This is a genomic window from Kushneria sinocarnis, from assembly GCF_003633775.1.
Classification (GTDB): domain Bacteria; phylum Pseudomonadota; class Gammaproteobacteria; order Pseudomonadales; family Halomonadaceae; genus Kushneria; species Kushneria sinocarnis.
The window spans coordinates 236616-252468 of sequence record NZ_RBIN01000004.1 but is presented as its reverse complement, the minus strand read 5'-3'; the positions used below and the strand labels follow the sequence as shown (position 1 = coordinate 252468).

General features: G+C 63.3%; 10 protein-coding genes. 9 read left to right on the top strand and 1 reads right to left on the bottom strand.

Annotated features, from left to right (window positions below):
* Positions 1–120 precede the first annotated feature (120 nt).
* From gltB to C7446_RS07920, 6 genes are all read left to right on the top strand, one after another.
* A complete protein-coding gene (gltB, locus tag C7446_RS07945) occupies positions 121–4575 on the top strand; it encodes a glutamate synthase large subunit (RefSeq protein WP_121172553.1) in 4455 nt (1484 codons plus the stop codon).
* 31 nt (positions 4576–4606) lie between these two features.
* Positions 4607–6025 carry an FAD-dependent oxidoreductase gene (locus tag C7446_RS07940; protein ID WP_121172552.1) on the top strand — a complete coding sequence of 473 codons (1419 nt, stop codon included), beginning with the start codon at positions 4607–4609 and terminating at the stop codon, positions 6023–6025.
* Between the two features lie 331 nt (positions 6026–6356).
* On the top strand, positions 6357–6788 hold the full coding sequence (locus tag C7446_RS07935; protein ID WP_245977764.1) for a type 2 periplasmic-binding domain-containing protein: 432 nt from the start codon (positions 6357–6359) through the stop codon (positions 6786–6788).
* Positions 6789–6801: 13 nt separating this feature from the next.
* Entirely contained in the window at positions 6802–7977 is a 1176-nt protein-coding gene (locus C7446_RS07930; RefSeq protein ID WP_245977763.1) for a hypothetical protein, read from the top strand.
* Between the two features lie 14 nt (positions 7978–7991).
* Positions 7992–10829: a bifunctional diguanylate cyclase/phosphodiesterase gene (locus C7446_RS07925; RefSeq protein ID WP_121172550.1), complete on the top strand. Its 2838-nt coding sequence runs from the start codon at positions 7992–7994 to the stop codon at positions 10827–10829.
* Positions 10830–10864: 35 nt separating this feature from the next.
* Positions 10865–11611 carry a PEP-CTERM/exosortase system-associated acyltransferase gene (locus C7446_RS07920; RefSeq protein ID WP_121172549.1) on the top strand — a complete coding sequence of 249 codons (747 nt, stop codon included), beginning with the start codon at positions 10865–10867 and terminating at the stop codon, positions 11609–11611.
* 50 nt (positions 11612–11661) lie between these two features.
* Here the strand turns inward: C7446_RS07920 and C7446_RS07915 are convergent, their stop codons facing one another.
* Positions 11662–12846 (bottom strand): NAD(P)/FAD-dependent oxidoreductase, encoded by a 1185-nt coding sequence (locus C7446_RS07915; RefSeq protein ID WP_121172548.1) that lies wholly within the window; start codon positions 12844–12846, stop codon positions 11662–11664.
* A 174-nt stretch (positions 12847–13020) separates the two neighbouring features.
* Between C7446_RS07915 and C7446_RS07910 the strand changes: the two genes are divergently transcribed.
* From C7446_RS07910 to C7446_RS07900, 3 genes are all read left to right on the top strand, one after another.
* Positions 13021–14328 carry a solute carrier family 23 protein gene (locus C7446_RS07910; protein ID WP_121172547.1) on the top strand — a complete coding sequence of 436 codons (1308 nt, stop codon included), beginning with the start codon at positions 13021–13023 and terminating at the stop codon, positions 14326–14328.
* Positions 14329–14403: 75 nt separating this feature from the next.
* On the top strand, positions 14404–15120 hold the full coding sequence (locus C7446_RS07905; protein WP_121172546.1) for a gamma-glutamylcyclotransferase: 717 nt from the start codon (positions 14404–14406) through the stop codon (positions 15118–15120).
* A gap of 68 nt (positions 15121–15188) precedes the next feature.
* On the top strand, positions 15189–15731 hold the full coding sequence (locus tag C7446_RS07900) for a cupin domain-containing protein (RefSeq protein WP_121172545.1): 543 nt from the start codon (positions 15189–15191) through the stop codon (positions 15729–15731).
* The last annotated feature ends 122 nt before the right edge of the window (positions 15732–15853 follow it).

The following is a 15853-nucleotide window of genomic DNA, read 5'->3' as shown; positions in this document are numbered from 1 at the left end:
ATATGGCGCGGCCATAACAAGAATAACCGAAAAATATAACCGGCTTTCAAGACGACGACAACCCCCTTCGGTTTGACCGAGTGGCGTCGGTGCAGACACATTCCTGTTAGAGGCACGTCCATGACCAGAGGTCTCCACCATCCCGGAGAGTACCGTGACAACTGTGGCTTTGGCCTGATCGCCCACATGGAAGGGCAGGCGAGTCATGACCTGCTGTCGACCGCGATCGAGTCCCTGACCTGCATGACCCACCGCGGTGGCATCAATGCCGATGGCAAGACCGGTGATGGCTGCGGTCTGCTGTTTGCCATGCCTGACGGATTCATGCGCATCAGGGCCCGCGAGGCCCTGGATGCCGAGCTGGGCGACAACTTCGCCGTGGGCGTGGTCTTCTTTGCCGATGATGATGCCCGTGAACAGCATGGCCGGGCAGTACTGGAAGAGCAGCTCGCCGGGCGCGGCCTGAACGTGCGCGGCTGGCGTGATGTACCGGTGCATCCGGAAGTCTGCGGGCCGATCGCCAGGGAGTGCATGCCCCGCATTCGCCAGATCTTCGTCGAGCCGGCCGAGGGCCGCCACGAGGACATGGCGTTCAACGTCGATCTGTTCATGGGACGCCGGCTGGCCGAACAGCAGCTGCGGGATGACGAGGCGTTCTATGTCTGCTCGCTCTCCTCAAAGGTGGTTTCCTACAAGGGGCTGATGATGCCCGCCGATCTGCCGACCTTCTATGATGATCTCGGCGACGAGCGGCTCGAAACCTCGATCTGTGTCTTTCACCAGCGCTTCTCCACCAACACCGCGCCGCGCTGGCCGCTGGCGCAGCCGTTTCGCTTTCTGGCGCACAACGGCGAGATCAACACCATCGAGGCCAATCGCAGCTGGGCCAATGCCCGGCGCGCGAACTTCGCCAGCGAACATCTGAGTGACATCGAAGAGCTCGACGAGATCGTCAATACCACCGGCTCCGACTCCTCGAGCATGGACAACATGCTCGAAGTGCTGCTGACCGGTGGCATGGAACTCTATCGCGCCGTGCGCATGATGGTGCCGCCGGCGTGGCAGAACGTCGAAACCATGGATGCCGACCTGCGCGCCTTCTACGAGTACAACTCGATGCACATGGAGGCCTGGGACGGGCCGGCCGGCATCGTGCTGACCGATGGCCGCCATGCCGTGTGCATGCTCGATCGCAACGGCCTGCGCCCGGCGCGCTGGGTCATCACCGACAACGGCTACATCACGCTCTCCTCGGAAATCGGGGTGTGGGATTACGCCCCGGAATCGGTGGTGGCCAAGGGGCGGGTCGGCCCCGGCCAGATTCTCTCGGTGGATACCCATACCGGCGAGGTGCTGCATACCAGCGATGTCGATGATCAGCTCAAGTCGGCCTATCCCTACAAGCGCTGGCTGAAGGACAACGCCCAGTATCTGGAGTCGGCGCTGACCGAGCTGGCCCGCTTCCAGCCGATGGATGCCGAGACGCTGGCGGTGCAGGAGAAGATGTTCCTCGTCACCAACGAGGAGCGTGATCAGATCCTGCGCCCGCTGGCCGAAAGCGGCCAGGAGGCCGTTGGTTCGATGGGGGACGATACCCCCATGGCGGTGCTGTCACGTCAGCCGCGGGCGCTGACCGACTTCTTCCGGCAGAAGTTTGCCCAGGTCACCAATCCGCCGATCGATCCGCTGCGCGAGGCGATCGTGATGTCGCTGGAGACCTGCATGGGGGCCGAGCTCAACGTCTTCCGGGCGACTCCCGAACATGCTCATCGGCTGATCCTGACCACGCCGATCCTGTCGCCACGCAAGTTTACCGCGCTGACCAGCCAGGACGACCCGGCCTTCGTCAGCGAGACGCTGTCGCTGAACTACGATGGCGAGAACCTCTCGCTGCGCCAGGCGCTGCATGAGCTCTGCCAGCGTGCCGAACAGGCCGCCCGGCGGGGCAGCGTGATTCTGGTGCTCAGCGATGCCGGACTCGAACGCGGGCAGCTGCCGATTCATCCGGTACTGGCGGTCGGTGCCGTGCATCATCACCTCGGTCGCCTGACCCTGCGGCCGCGGGTCAACCTGGTGGTCGAAACCGCCTGGGCACGTGATGCCCACCAGATGGCGGTGCTGTTCGGCGTGGGAGCCACGGCGATCTACCCTTGGCTGGCCTATCAGGTGATGGCGGACATGTACCGCACCGGCGAGCTGAGCGGCGATCCCGCCGAAGGGCGCGAGAACTATCGACGGGGGCTGCAGAAGGGGCTCTACAAGATCCTCTCCAAGATGGGCATTTCGCACATTGCCTCCTATCGCGGCTCGCAGCTGTTCGAGGCCGTGGGGCTGGCCTCCGAGGTGCGGGACATGTGCTTTCCCGACATGGCGTCCCGCATCGAGGGCGCCGGCTTTGCCGAGCTGCAGATGGCGCAGGAGCTGCTGGCGCGGGAAGCCTGGAAGCGGCGCAAGCCGATTCGTCAGGGCGGGCTCTACCGCTACGTGCACGACCACGAGTACCACGCCTACAACCCGGACGTGATCAAGCTGCTGCAGGAGTCGGTGCAGGAGCGCGATTACGGCAAGTGGCAGAAGTTTGCCCGGCTGGTCAACGAGCGTCCGGTGGCGACCCTGCGCGATCTGTTGAAGCTCCGTGAAGGCGAGGAGCCGGTGGATATCAGTGAGGTGGAACCGGTCGAGTCGCTGCTGCCGCGCTTTGACAGTGCCGGCATGAGTCTGGGCGCGCTCTCGCCCGAGGCACACGAGTCGCTGGCCCAGGCGATGAACGAGACCGGCGGCCGCTCGAACTCCGGTGAAGGGGGCGAGGACCCGGCGCGCTACGGCACGATCAAGAACTCGAAGATCAAGCAGATTGCCTCCGGCCGCTTCGGGGTGACGCCCGCCTATCTGGCCAGTGCCGAGGTACTGCAGATCAAGGTCGCCCAGGGGGCCAAGCCCGGTGAGGGCGGCCAGCTGCCGGGCGGCAAGGTCAACGAGCTGATCGCCCGGCTGCGCTATGCCGTGCCCGGAGTGACCCTGATCTCGCCGCCGCCGCACCATGACATCTATTCGATCGAGGATCTGGCGCAGCTGATCTTCGATCTCAAGCAGGTCAACCCCGAGGCCCAGGTATCGGTCAAGCTGGTTTCCGAGCCCGGCATCGGCACCATCGCCACCGGCGTGGCCAAGGCCTACGCCGATCTGATCACCGTCTCCGGCTATGACGGTGGTACCGCGGCGAGTCCGCTGACCTCGATCAAGCACGCCGGCTCACCGTGGGAGCTGGGGCTGCCCGAGGTGCATCAGGCGCTGCGGATCAACGGCATGCGCGACAAGATCCGGCTGCAGACCGATGGCGGCTTGAAGACCGGGCTGGATGTCGTCAAGGCGGCGATCTTCGGTGCCGAGAGCTTCGGCTTCGGCACCGCACCGATGGTGGCGCTGGGCTGCAAGTACCTGCGCATCTGTCATCTCAACAACTGTGCCACCGGCGTGGCGACCCAGCACCAGTCGCTGCGGGATGAGCACTTCCGCGGCACCGTCGACATGGTCAAGAACTACTTCCGCTTCATCACCGAGGAAGTGCGGGAAATCATGGCCATGCTGGGCGTGCGCCGACTGACCGATCTGATCGGACGGGTGGACCTGCTCGAGCAGATCGAGGGTGAAACGCGCGCCCAGCGTCAGCTGGAGTTCCGCTCGCTGCTGCACAACGACTGGGTGCCGGCGGATGCACCGCAGTTCTGTCAGGTGCACCGCAACGAGCCGCATGACCCGGGGGCGAAGAACCAGCAGATCCTGGCCGCGGTCAGTGAGGCGCTGGAACAGCGCAGTGGCGGCGAGTATGCGTTTGACGTCACCAACTGCGACCGCTCGATCGGAGCGACCCTCTCGGGGGCAATCGCCAGGCGCTACGGCGAGGCCGGGCTGGAAGAGGCCCCGATCACCCTGCGGCTGACGGGGGTCGCCGGACAGAGCTTCGGCGTGTGGAATGCCCACGGACTCAACATGTATCTCGAAGGCGATGCCAACGACTATGTCGGCAAGGGCATGAACGGTGGCCGGCTGGTGATTACACCGCCGAAGGCGAGCCGCTTCGAGAGCCACCATACCGCGATCATCGGCAACACCTGCCTGTATGGCGCCACCGGTGGTCAGCTCTACGCCGCCGGACAGGCCGGGGAGCGCTTCGCGGTGCGCAATTCCGGCTGCCATGCGGTCATCGAGGGCGCCGGGGATCACTGCTGCGAGTACATGACCGGCGGGGTGGTCACGGTGCTGGGCAGAACCGGTCTCAATTTCGGGGCCGGCATGACCGGCGGGTTCGCCTTCGTGCTTGATCTGGAACGGGACTTCGTCGACCGCTACAACCATGAGCTGGTCGAGATCCACCGCGTCAGTACCGAACACATGGAAGCCTATCGTCGCTATCTGCGCGAGATACTGCAGGATTATGTCGCCCAGACCCGGTCTGCCTGGGGCCAGGAGCTGCTCAGCGACTTTTCCGACTATGTGCGTCACTTCTGGCTGGTCAAGCCCAAGGCCGCAAGTCTCAACGGGCTGCTGGCCCAGTCACGGCGGCAGCCGGAATAAGCCGGCGTCGGCCGAGTGAGGAGAATCATCAATGGCACAGCAACTCTCCAACGATTTCCAGTTCATCGATGTCGGTCGTCGCGATCCGGAAAAGAAGGAAGCGCATCTGCGGGTGCGCGAATTCGCCGAGATCTATGCCGAGTATCGTCCCGGCGAGGCGGCCAGTCAGGCGCACCGCTGCCTGCACTGCGGCAATCCGTACTGTGAATGGAAGTGCCCGGTCCACAATTACATTCCCAACTGGCTCAAGCTGGTGACCGAGGGCAACATCCTCGAGGCCGCGGAGCTGTCGCACCGCACCAATTCGCTGCCCGAGGTGTGTGGCCGGGTCTGCCCGCAGGATCGGCTCTGCGAGGGTGACTGCACCCTCAATGATGGCTTCGGGGCCGTCACCATCGGTTCGATCGAGAAGTACATTACCGATACCGCCTTTGCCATGGGCTGGCGCCCGGACATGACCGGCGTGGAGTGGACCGACAAGCGCGTGGCGATCATCGGGGCCGGGCCGGCCGGACTGGCCTGTGCCGATGTACTGGTGCGCAACGGGGTACGCCCGGTGGTCTACGACCGCTATCCCGAGATCGGCGGTCTGCTGACCTTCGGCATTCCCGAGTTCAAGCTCGAAAAGAATGTCATGAAGCGGCGGCGCAGCGTGCTCGAGGAGATGGGCGTGGAATTCCGGCTGGGCGTGGACATCGGCCGCGACCTGCCCTTCGAGGAGCTGCTGGAAGGCCATGATGCCGTGTTCATGGGCATGGGCACCTACAAGTACATGGAGGGCGGCTTCCCCGGCGAGCAGCTCGAAGGCGTGCACAAGGCGCTCGATTTTTTGATCGCCAACGTCAACCACAACCTCGGCTATACGGCATCGCCCTCGGATTTCACCTCGCTGGAAGGCCAGCGCGTGGTGGTGCTGGGCGGTGGCGATACCGCCATGGACTGCAACCGGACCGCGTTGCGTCAGGGCGCCGATGAGGTCACCTGTGCCTATCGCCGTGACGAAGCCAACATGCCGGGCTCGAAGCGCGAGGTCAAGAATGCCCGGGAGGAAGGCGTGGAATTCCTCTTCAATCGCCAGCCGGTGGCGATTCTTGGCGAGGAGCGTGTCGAGGGAGTCAAGCTGGTACGTACCCGGCTGGGTGAACCCGACGAGGCCGGTCGTCAGCGAGCCGAGATCGTGCCGGATTCGGAAGAGGTCATCGAGTGCGATGCCGTGATCATCGCCTTCGGTTTCCAGCCCAGCGAGATTGCCTGGCTGGATGAAAACCGTATCGATATCGACGATCGCGGCCGCATCATGGCGCCGGAGCAGGGCGATTTTGCCTTCCAGACCTCCAACGAGAAGGTCTTCGCCGGCGGTGACATGGTGCGTGGCTCCGATCTGGTGGTGACCGCCGTCTTTGAAGGGCGCAGTGCCGCGGAAGGGATTCTCGATTATCTGGACGTGTAGTGCCGCGCATTCTTCTACAGTATGCCCCGACATTCGTGTCGGGGCTTTTTTTGTTCGGGAACCGGCCGCGGCTGATGGGCAAAAACGCTGCCGGTTCGATATGCCCGGCAATGTCCATTAGAGTTGAGGAACAATCAATAACAGGTTCAAGAGGATAAAAGTGGGTCTTCTTCCGTCTTCGCAGACTGGATGTTCTGTCAGTATCGTCGGCCATGAACGATTGCCGAGCTGCCGATTGCAACCGTCGCGCGTTGCTTCGCCATGAGTCAGCCACGCTGCTGCCGGGGCGAGGACATTTGATGAGAGGTGCATGCAGAGGAGGCTCCGGGTCATGTTTCGGCGCCTGATTGCCCTGATGGTGCTGATGATCGTGATGTTGCCGCCAGGCGTGGCTGCAGAGCCCTCGGCACTGGTGATCATTACCCATCCGGGCGTGGAACTGGACAGCCTGAATCGTGAGACGGCAAGAGCCATCTTTGCCATGCGTCAGCGTACGCTTCCCAATGGCCAGTCGGCACACGTCTTTGTGCTGCCGGACAGCAATGCCATCCATGAGCGTTTTGCCAAGGAAGTGCTGAACGTCTACCCGCATCAGCTGCGGCTCGCCTGGGATCGGGCGGTTTTTTCCGGTACGGGTCAGGCACCGAATGAAGTGGCGAACGAGTCGGCCATGGTGGATCGGGTGGCAGCGACTCCCGGAGGGATCGGTTATGTCGACCGATCGGCATTGAATGATCGGGTTCGAGTGGTTGGCGTTGAATAGACTGAGCAGTGACATGGCAAGGATCGGCCTGATGATCACACTGGCACTGGGGCTGGTTCCGGGAGCGAGCGCCAGCGAAATCGCCGATACCTTCCAGATGCACGGGTTCATGAGTCAGGCGCTGATTGTCAGCGATCACAATGATTTCTTCGGCCCTAGCAGCGAAGAGGGCGGCAGTCTGGAATATACCGAGCTGGGACTCAATGTCTCTACCCGGCCTTCGCAAAACATGCTGCTGGCCGCCCAGGTGCTGGCCCGCAAGGCCGGCCAGGGCAGCAGTATTACCGATCCCGAACTCGATTATGGGGTGCTGGATTATCAGCTGCTGGCTGATGGCAACAGGACCATGGGCATCCAGACCGGACGCTTCAAGAATCCGTTCGGTTTCTACAATCTGACCCGCGATATCCCCTCAACGCGTCCCGGTGTGCTGCTGCCGCAGTCGATCTATTTCGATCGCACCCGGTCGGTGGGACTTTCATCCGATGGTCTGCTGCTTTATGAAGAAGAGCGCCTGTCGAGTGGGACCCTGCGTTTTCAGGCGGGGGTCGGCAAGCCGCGGCTCAATAGCGATGCCGAATATACCCTGATGACCGCGGGAAAACAGCCTTCACTGGATGGCCGTACTTCGTGGATCGGTCAGGTCCGCTACGAGCATGCAGGTGGACGTTTCATCGCCGCGCTGAGTGCTGCCTGGGTCAATGCCGATCTTGATACCCGGATGGCCGGCTCGGGTGATTTTTCCTTTCAGCCATGGATACTGTCACTGCAGTACAACCGCGAGCACTGGAGTCTTACGGCAGAGTATGCCCGGCGGCGGCTGGAACTGGATCACTTCGACAGGGACGGCATGAATTCGAATGTAACGGGAGAAAGCTGGTATCTGCAGTATACCTATCGTTTCCTCGATAACTGGCAGTGGTTGCTGCGTTATGACGCCCTGATCAGTAATCGGGACGATCCTTCCGGCCGGACATATGAAGCAGCCGGTCTGGGGCCTGCGCACTCCCGGTTTGCGCGGGACATCACGACCGGCCTCCGGTGGCGCATCAGCTCCGGCTGGCTGCTCGAGGCGGAGTGGCACCATGTCGATGGCACCGGCTGGCTGCCACTGCGGGACAATCTGGAGCGTGACGATACCGACCGCTACTGGAACATGCTGCTGCTGCAGACTTCCTTCCTGTTCTGAGACTCGGTAACGCTATGGCCCGATCTGGCAACTCCCGGCGACTGAGTCTGAAATGGCGCGCCCTGGCCCTGACCAGTCTGGTACTGCTGGGCCTGGCCCTGCTGATTACATGGAACAGCAACCGCAGCCTGACCGAGCAGTTCCAGCACTCACGGCAGATGATGCATGAGCGTCAGCAGCAGGAGATCGAGCTGGCCATGCAGCGTTCGGCCGATGCCCTCAAGCAGCTGGCCAGTGTGGTGGCGGCGTCCGGAAACCTTGGCAGTGCCCTGCAGGCAGATGATGCCGTCTCGGCCGATCGGGTACTGGCGCCGCAGTGGCCGACCCTGCAGCTGGATGCCGGAATCGATGATGTCACGGTGTTCGATGCCAGCGGCGAGCGGCTGGCACATCACGGCCAGCTGCAGGCGGGCGGAACCGTGATGCCCGACAGGGCATGGATACGGGCCACCATGCAGAACGAGCGCCCGCGCACCGTGCTGCTTTGCCGACAGGAGTGCCGCCAGTATGCAGCCGTACCGGTGCTGGGCGAAGGCAGCAACGTCGGGGTGGTCATGGTGTCGCGCTCGCTGGCCGATGTGACCCGCTATATTCAGCTCAGCACCGGCAGCGAGATTGCCCTGCTGGTGGAGCAGCACGGTGGCGCGCCGGGGGCTGCCCGCTTTCTGGCCGACTGGCAGACCTCATTGCTGGCGGTGACGCACGAGCGCAAGGTACTACCGGTACTACAGGCTGCCTGTCAGGAACTCGACCCCGTTGCACACTGGCAACAACCGAAACGACTGGCCTTTCGGGGGCGCCACTACGAACTGACGGCGGTCCCGCTGGAGGACCGTGCGGTTGATGGTGCCGTACCCAACAGCACGCATTTCCTGCTGATTTCCGATATCACCGATCAGCTGGTACGCATCAACCGGACCACGGGCATGGTGCTGCTGATTGCGCTGGCCGGCTGGCTGACCGCCGAAATGCTGCTGCTGTGCATCCTGTGGCAGCCCATGGCCCGGCTGCGTCAGTTGAGCCGAATCCTGCCGCGGCTGGCGCGCGGCGAGTTCAGCATGGTGCGCCGACACATCTCTCCGCCCGCACGCTGGTTCCACGATGAAATCGATGTGCTGGCCGGCACTGCCCGCGATCTGACCGACCAGCTGGAAACCCTGGAAGGTGAGGTCCAGTCGCGGGGACAGCAGCTGGAGCTGCGTGTTCGGGAGCTGGCATTCGAACGCGATTTCGTCAGTGGCCTGCTGGATACGGCACAGGTGCTGATCGTGACTCACGATCGTCATGATCGCATCACACTGGTCAACCGATACTGCTGCATGATGACCGGACTTGCGGAAGATCAGCTGCTCGGGCGTGGTTTCACGGAGGTCATGATGCCCGAGCTCAGACAGGGCGAACGCCTGTTCGAGCATGGCGGACAGCAGGAGGGGGTGATGTATGCTGCCGATGGGCAGCCGCGCACCATTGTCTGGTATCACACCCCTCTCGGCGCGCATGGTCGCGGTGAACCGGAGATGATTTCGGTCGGACTGGACATTACCGAACGCAAGCTGGCCGAACAGCGGCTGACCTGGCTTGCCCATCGCGATCCGCTGACCGAGCTCTACAACCGGCGCTTCTTCGAGGACGCCATGAGCCGGGCCGTGGTACATGGCGCTCACGGGGCGGTGCTCTATCTGGATCTGGATCGCTTCAAGGAGGTCAACGAACTGGGCGGACACCAGGCGGGCGATCAGCTGTTGCGGCTGGTGGCCCGGGCCATCATGGAAGAGGTCGGGCAGGGCGGGATCATTGCCCGGCTGGGCGGCGACGAGTTCGCCGTGCTGCTGGAAGAGGCCGATGGTGACCGGGCCTGTCGGATGGCGGAGACGCTGGCTCTGGCGCTGGATCAGATCGTGCTGACCGTCGAGGAGCGCCACCACCGGGCCATGGCCAGCATCGGTATCGCACTCTATCCGCTGCACGGGGAGAGCCCGAACCAGCTGATGGCCAACGCGGACTTCGCCATGTACAAGGCCAAGGAGGATGGCGCACAACGCTGGCATCTGTTATCGACGGTGCAGCCTGATCGCGATGAGCTGCAGGAACGGGTCTACTGGGTCGAGCGGTTGCGCAGTGCCCTGATCGAGGATCGTTTCGAACTGATGCTGCAGCCCATCGTGAAACTGGCAGATGGCAGTATCCAGCACTACGAGACGCTGGTTCGGCTGAGAGAGGACAACGGCGAGCTGATTGCGCCGGCCAGCTTCATTCCCGTTGCCGAGCGCAGCGGCCAGATCGTGGCGCTTGATCGCTGGGTGCTGAGCCACGCCCTGCAGCTGTTGAGCCGGCTGGCCGGGGAGGGCGTCAGTCTGGCGCTCAATCTCTCCGGGCAGTCACTGCATGATGCCGGGCTGAAGGACTTCCTGGCAGGCGAGCTGGAGCGCAGCGGCGCCGATCCGCGTCGGTTGATCATCGAGGTCACCGAAACCGCCGCCGTTACCGATTTCGCCACGGCTCGCGGGGTACTGGAAGGCATCCGGGCGCTGGGCTGCGGGATTGCCCTTGATGACTTCGGTGTCGGTTTCAGCAGCTTCCACTATCTGGGGCAGCTGCCGGCCGACTACATCAAGATCGATGGCTCGTTCATTCGCTCACTGCCCGAAAGCGAGGAGAATCGACTGATCGTCAGGGCCATCGCCGACATTGCCCGGGGCTTCGGCAAGCGCACCATTGCCGAATTCGTCGATCGCGAAGCACTGCTGCCGATCCTGACCTCCTATGGCATAGATTATGTTCAGGGATACTATCTGGGGCGGCCCGAGAGAGCTGCACGGATACTTGATGGGCGCTTCGAATCGGGCCAATAACAACATTGATACAGCGTCGCAAGGCGGGGAGTGGCATGAGCGGAATAGAGAGGGTTGTCCGGGAGTACAGATTCAGACTGGCTCGCACGCAAGAGGATCGGGACAGGGTCTTTGCGTTGCGCTACGAGGTGTTCAATCGTGAGCTGGAGTATCGGTTATCGGAAGATCGGGTGCGTCAGCTGGAAAAGGACGAGCATGATGAGGTGGCGGACCTGTGCTTTATCGAGCATATCCGGACTCGCACCATGGTAGGTTGTGTACGACTGGTCGTGCCCGATGAAGAGAAAGGCGAGGGCTTCGAACACTTGCCGATCGAGCATCATTGCGGTAACGGCCTGCTGGATTCCCTTTCCTCCATTGGCAACCTCTCACGGCGTTACCTGTGTGAGGTTTCCCGGCTGGCCATTCACCGTCGCTTCAGGAGCAGAAAGGTAACCGGGGAAACCACCGGAGAGGTGCCTCATGATCCGGACGGCGAGGTCGGTGATCGGATGATCGGTGTCAGCCTGTTTCTGGCATCAACTGCCATGGTAGGTCTGACAGGACGACATCATGTGCTGGCCTTCATGGAGCCCAAGTTTCCCCGGCTGCTGGCGCGTTCCGGGCTGATTTTCCGCCAGGCCAGCGAGATGTTCGATATCTGTGGACGACGGGCAGCCTATTATATTGATCAGCGCCAGGCCGTGGAAAACATGTCTCCGGCATTGAGGGGGCTTTATCGTCATATTCATGGGGAGCTGCAAGCGCAGTATGACGAGAAAGCCTCGAGTGCCGTTCGATAGTACCTCTGCAGATCTGCCGGAAGACCCACCGAGGCCCCCGGCAGTCGGGTTCAGCGTATCCGGCCGATCAGCGCTTCGCGGTCGCCCGGGGTACGCTCCTTGATGACCTCCCGGGCGGCGTCCAGCCGCTCCTTGAGGTTGACCAGCAGTACGCCCTTCACCACGTCTTCCTCGAGATAGTACACCACGCCCCTGGACTGGGGTTCCTGCCAGTCCTCGATGGTCCTTAGTGAACTGTCGAGGGTGCCGACGGCCTGATAGCCCAGCTCGAAGACGTTCGAATAGAAATAGGGTGTATGAGTATAGGGCGCCTCGCTGCCCGCCATGATGGCACCGGCCTGCTGACCCATCCGGTTGGCGTTGTCGACATGCTCGGCGCGCTGGCGGCCCAGCAGATTGTCCGGATAGGAGGCCACGTCGCCGGCGGCGAAGATGTTCGGGTCGCTGGTGCGCAGCATCTCGTCGACCATGATGCCGTCATCGACGGCCAGGCCGGCGGCTGCGGCGAAATCGCAGACCGGCTCGACGCCCAGTCCGAGAGCCACGGCATCGGCGGCGACGGTTTCACCGCTGTCGAGCGTCAGCGTGACCGTGTCGTCATCCTGCCGGCCGGATGCCAGGCGACGACCGCCCATCAGGGTGACGCCGTGTGCGTGATACATCTCCTGGAAGCGCCGGGCCAGATCCGGCGGAAAGACCCTGTCGCCCAGCACCTGTTCGGGGTGAATCAGGGTGACCCGGGTATCGTTCAGGGCCAGCGCTGCGGCCAGTTCGGTACCGATGTAGCTGCCACCGACCACGGCGATATGGCGCTGGCTACCCGCCAGTTCGCGCAGCCGGCGATAGTCCTCGACGGTGCGAAAGTAGAGCACGCGCTCGCTCGGGGCGAGATCGAGCTTCTTCGGCTCACCGCCGGTGGCAATCAAGAGCCGGCCGTAGCCGAAGACATCGCCGTTGTCGGCGGTCACCGTGCGGTGGTCACGATCCAGCGACACGATCCGGGTGTCGGCATGCAGGGTGGCGCCCTTGTCTTCGGGCTTCATCCAGATCTTGTCAAAGCCGAATTCGGGGTCGGTCCAGAGCTTCTTGGAAAGGGCCGGACGGGTGACCGGTCCGTTCGGCTCGCTGCCGACGATGCCGATGCTGCCGCGCTCGTCGCGCTCGCGAATGCCGGCCGTGGCATTGGCGGATACCATGCCGGCCCCCACGATCAGATAATCATAGTCGTAGCGCATTGACGCCTCCCTGGCTGATGCGATTTCGGTCGCGAATGGACCGCTGATTCCGTCAGGGTAGAAGATAATGGCCGCCCGACGATGGGCGAGGTGAGATGAATCGGGACGTGAAGACCCGGACGTGAACAGCGTAGAATGCGCGCGATCCGATTGAAGCGTTGCATGGAGAGTGACATGGCCGAGCCCTGGTTTCCCCGGTGGCGGAAGAAAAGCGGCGTTCCGGGGGAGGTCATCGCCCCGGATGAGCGTCTGCCAGCCGGTCAGATGCTGGCCATGGGGGCCCAGCATGTGGTGGCCATGTTCGGCTCAACGGTGCTGGCCCCCCTGCTGATGGGGTTCGATGCCAATCTGGCCATCTTCATGTCGGGGATCGGTACCCTGCTGTTCTTCGTGATTACCGGCGGGCGCATTCCCAGCTATCTGGGCTCGAGCTTTGCCTTCATCGGCGTGGTGATCGCGGCCACCGGTTACGGTGGCAGCGGCGCCAACTCCGATATCGCACTGGCGCTGGGGGGGATCATTGCCTGCGGCGTGGTGTATGCGCTGATCGGTCTGGTGGTGATGGCTGTCGGTACCCGCTGGATCGAGGCGCTGATGCCGCCGGTCGTGACCGGGGCCATCGTCACCATGATCGGCCTCAATCTGGCGCCGGTGGCGGTCGAAAGCGTCTCGGCCTCGGGCTTCGACAGCTGGATGGCACTGCTGACGGTGCTCTGCATCGGCGGCGCGGCCGTTCTGACCCGGGGGCTGCTGCAGCGTCTGCTGATCCTGCTCGGCCTGCTGGCGGCCTATCTGATCTACATGCTGCTGACCAATGGCCTCGGGCTGGGCGCGCCGATCGATTTCGCGCCGGTGGCGCAGGCGGCCTGGTTCGGGGTGCCGGCCTTTACCGCGCCTGCCTTCAGCCCCCATGCGATGGTGCTGATCGCGCCGGTGGCGGTCATTCTGGTCGCCGAGAACCTGGGACACGTCAAGGCCGTCAGTGCCATGAGCGGGCGTCACCTGGACCCCTGGATCGGCCGGGCCTTTCTGGGAGATGGCCTTGCCACCATCGTGTCCGGCAGCGTGGGCGGCACCGGGGTTACCACCTATGCCGAAAACATCGGCGTGATGGCCGTTACCCGGGTCTTCTCCACGCTGATCTTCGTGATTGCCGCCATCATGGCACTGGTGCTGGGGTTTTCACCCAAGTTCGGCGCTTTGATTCATACCATTCCCGGTCCGGTACTGGGCGGCACCTCGATTGTCGTGTTCGGCCTGATTGCCGCCGCCGGGGCACGGATCTGGGTGCAGAACGGCGTCGATCTGAGCGATAACACCAATCTGATCGTGGTGGCGGTGACCCTGGTGCTGGGGGCCGGCAACTTTTCGCTGAACCTGGGCGGCTTCACGCTCGATGGCATCGGCACGGCCACCTTTGCCGCCCTCCTGTTGAATGCCCTGTTGCGGCGCGGGCATCAGCTGTCGTCCACTAGGGAGTAGCGAGCGCGGCTTCCGGTCCGGCCATGGCGGGACCGGCGCCTGCCGCAGACACATTACAACAGGACGACCGCCATCATGAGTGACCATACCGCCCGGGAGCCGCAGCCCGTGGCCATGACCCGTGAAGCACTCAAGCAGGATCGCATCCGTACGCACTTTGAAAAGACGCATCCGGAAGTGGCCCTGTTGACCAACGACGACTTTCGCGAGTCGATTGCGAAGCTGCTGAACGAGCGGCCGGCGGGCAGCGAGCACATCGATGGCGTCTATCTGTTTGGCTATGGCTCACTGGTGTGGAATCCGTGCATCGAGGTGGCCGAACGCCGGACCGTACGCCTGGAAGGCTATCATCGCGACTTCTGTCTCAGCATGGAGCAGGGCCGGGGATCGCCGGAGGCGCCCGGCCTGATGCTGTCACTACAGCCCGGCGGCTTCAGCGAGGGGGTCGCGCTGCGGGTAGCCGAGCGTGATCTCGACTCCGAATTGCTGCTGGTCTGGCGACGCGAGATGCTGACTGGTGCCTATGTGCCGCACTGGGTCACCCTGACCACGTCGGAGGGCCGTTTCCCCGGCATCGCCTTTGTCGCCAATCCCGAGCACGATCGTTACATCGAAGGGCTCGCGGAGCACGATATCGTCCATCGCCTGAGTACCGGTGAGGGAGTGCTGGGCAGCTGTCAGGAGTATCTCGACAATACCGTCGCGCATCTGCGCGATCTCGGCATCGAGGATGATTACCTCGAGGGCATTCAGTATGCCGTGCATGCCCTGCGAGGCGGGGCCGGACGCTAGGCCGTACGGTCGAAAGCCCGCCGGCCTGCTATGCTCCGGGCATACAGGCAAGAGCAACGGAGCATGCCATGCCAGTTCAGGCCGATGCGACGCCATGGCAGGCGCAGGCGCCTGCCACCCGGCAGTTCGACGACGATGGACGCACGCCCAACAGCGTACTGCCGGTGCTGCACTATCGCCCGGGGCAGTCACTCGAGGAGGGCGAGGCGCTGGCGCAGCAGCTGGAAGCCCTGTTTCACGCCAACGAGTGGCCGGTGCAGTGGCGTGGCGGCGTTTTCGGGTTTCACCACTATCACAGTGTCTCCCATGAGGTGCTGGGCATCTTCCGGGGTTCGGCAACCCTGATGCTGGGCGGCGAGTCCGGAGAAAGGGTGACGGTTCAGGCGGGCGATGTCATCGTGCTGCCGGCCGGGGTCGGCCACTGCCGGCTCGAGGCGAGTCGCGATTTCACCCTGACCGCGGGTTATCCACCCGATCAGCAGGACTGGGACCTGTGTCGCAGCGGCGAGGATGACATTGCAGCAGCGCGCCAGCGTATCGGTTTTGTCGGCCGGCCTGCCGCCGATCCGCTGCTGGGGCGGGAGGGCGCCCTGCCGCAGTACTGGCGCTGAGCGGTAGTGATTGTTTCCGCGCCCGGCTTCCGCCAGGCTTGAGGGCTCGGGTCGGCCACCCTGCCGGTCCGTGACTGTAAAGCAGTAGCCCGCTCACGGCCGGCTGTATCGACCCATCTGAC

Bases quoted from the DNA above. Each gene is read 5' to 3' on its own strand.
- gltB (WP_121172553.1), top strand. From the start codon at position 121: ATGACCAGAGGTCTCCACCATCCCGGAGAGTACCGTGACAACTGTGGC.
- C7446_RS07940 (WP_121172552.1), top strand. From the start codon at position 4,607: ATGGCACAGCAACTCTCCAACGATTTCCAGTTCATCGATGTCGGTCGT.
- C7446_RS07935 (WP_245977764.1), top strand. From the start codon at position 6,357: ATGTTTCGGCGCCTGATTGCCCTGATGGTGCTGATGATCGTGATGTTG.
- C7446_RS07930 (WP_245977763.1), top strand. From the start codon at position 6,802: ATGGCAAGGATCGGCCTGATGATCACACTGGCACTGGGGCTGGTTCCG.
- C7446_RS07925 (WP_121172550.1), top strand. From the start codon at position 7,992: ATGGCCCGATCTGGCAACTCCCGGCGACTGAGTCTGAAATGGCGCGCC.
- C7446_RS07920 (WP_121172549.1), top strand. From the start codon at position 10,865: ATGAGCGGAATAGAGAGGGTTGTCCGGGAGTACAGATTCAGACTGGCT.
- C7446_RS07915 (WP_121172548.1), bottom strand. From the start codon at position 12,846: ATGCGCTACGACTATGATTATCTGATCGTGGGGGCCGGCATGGTATCC.
- C7446_RS07910 (WP_121172547.1), top strand. From the start codon at position 13,021: ATGGCCGAGCCCTGGTTTCCCCGGTGGCGGAAGAAAAGCGGCGTTCCG.
- C7446_RS07905 (WP_121172546.1), top strand. From the start codon at position 14,404: ATGAGTGACCATACCGCCCGGGAGCCGCAGCCCGTGGCCATGACCCGT.
- C7446_RS07900 (WP_121172545.1), top strand. From the start codon at position 15,189: ATGCCAGTTCAGGCCGATGCGACGCCATGGCAGGCGCAGGCGCCTGCC.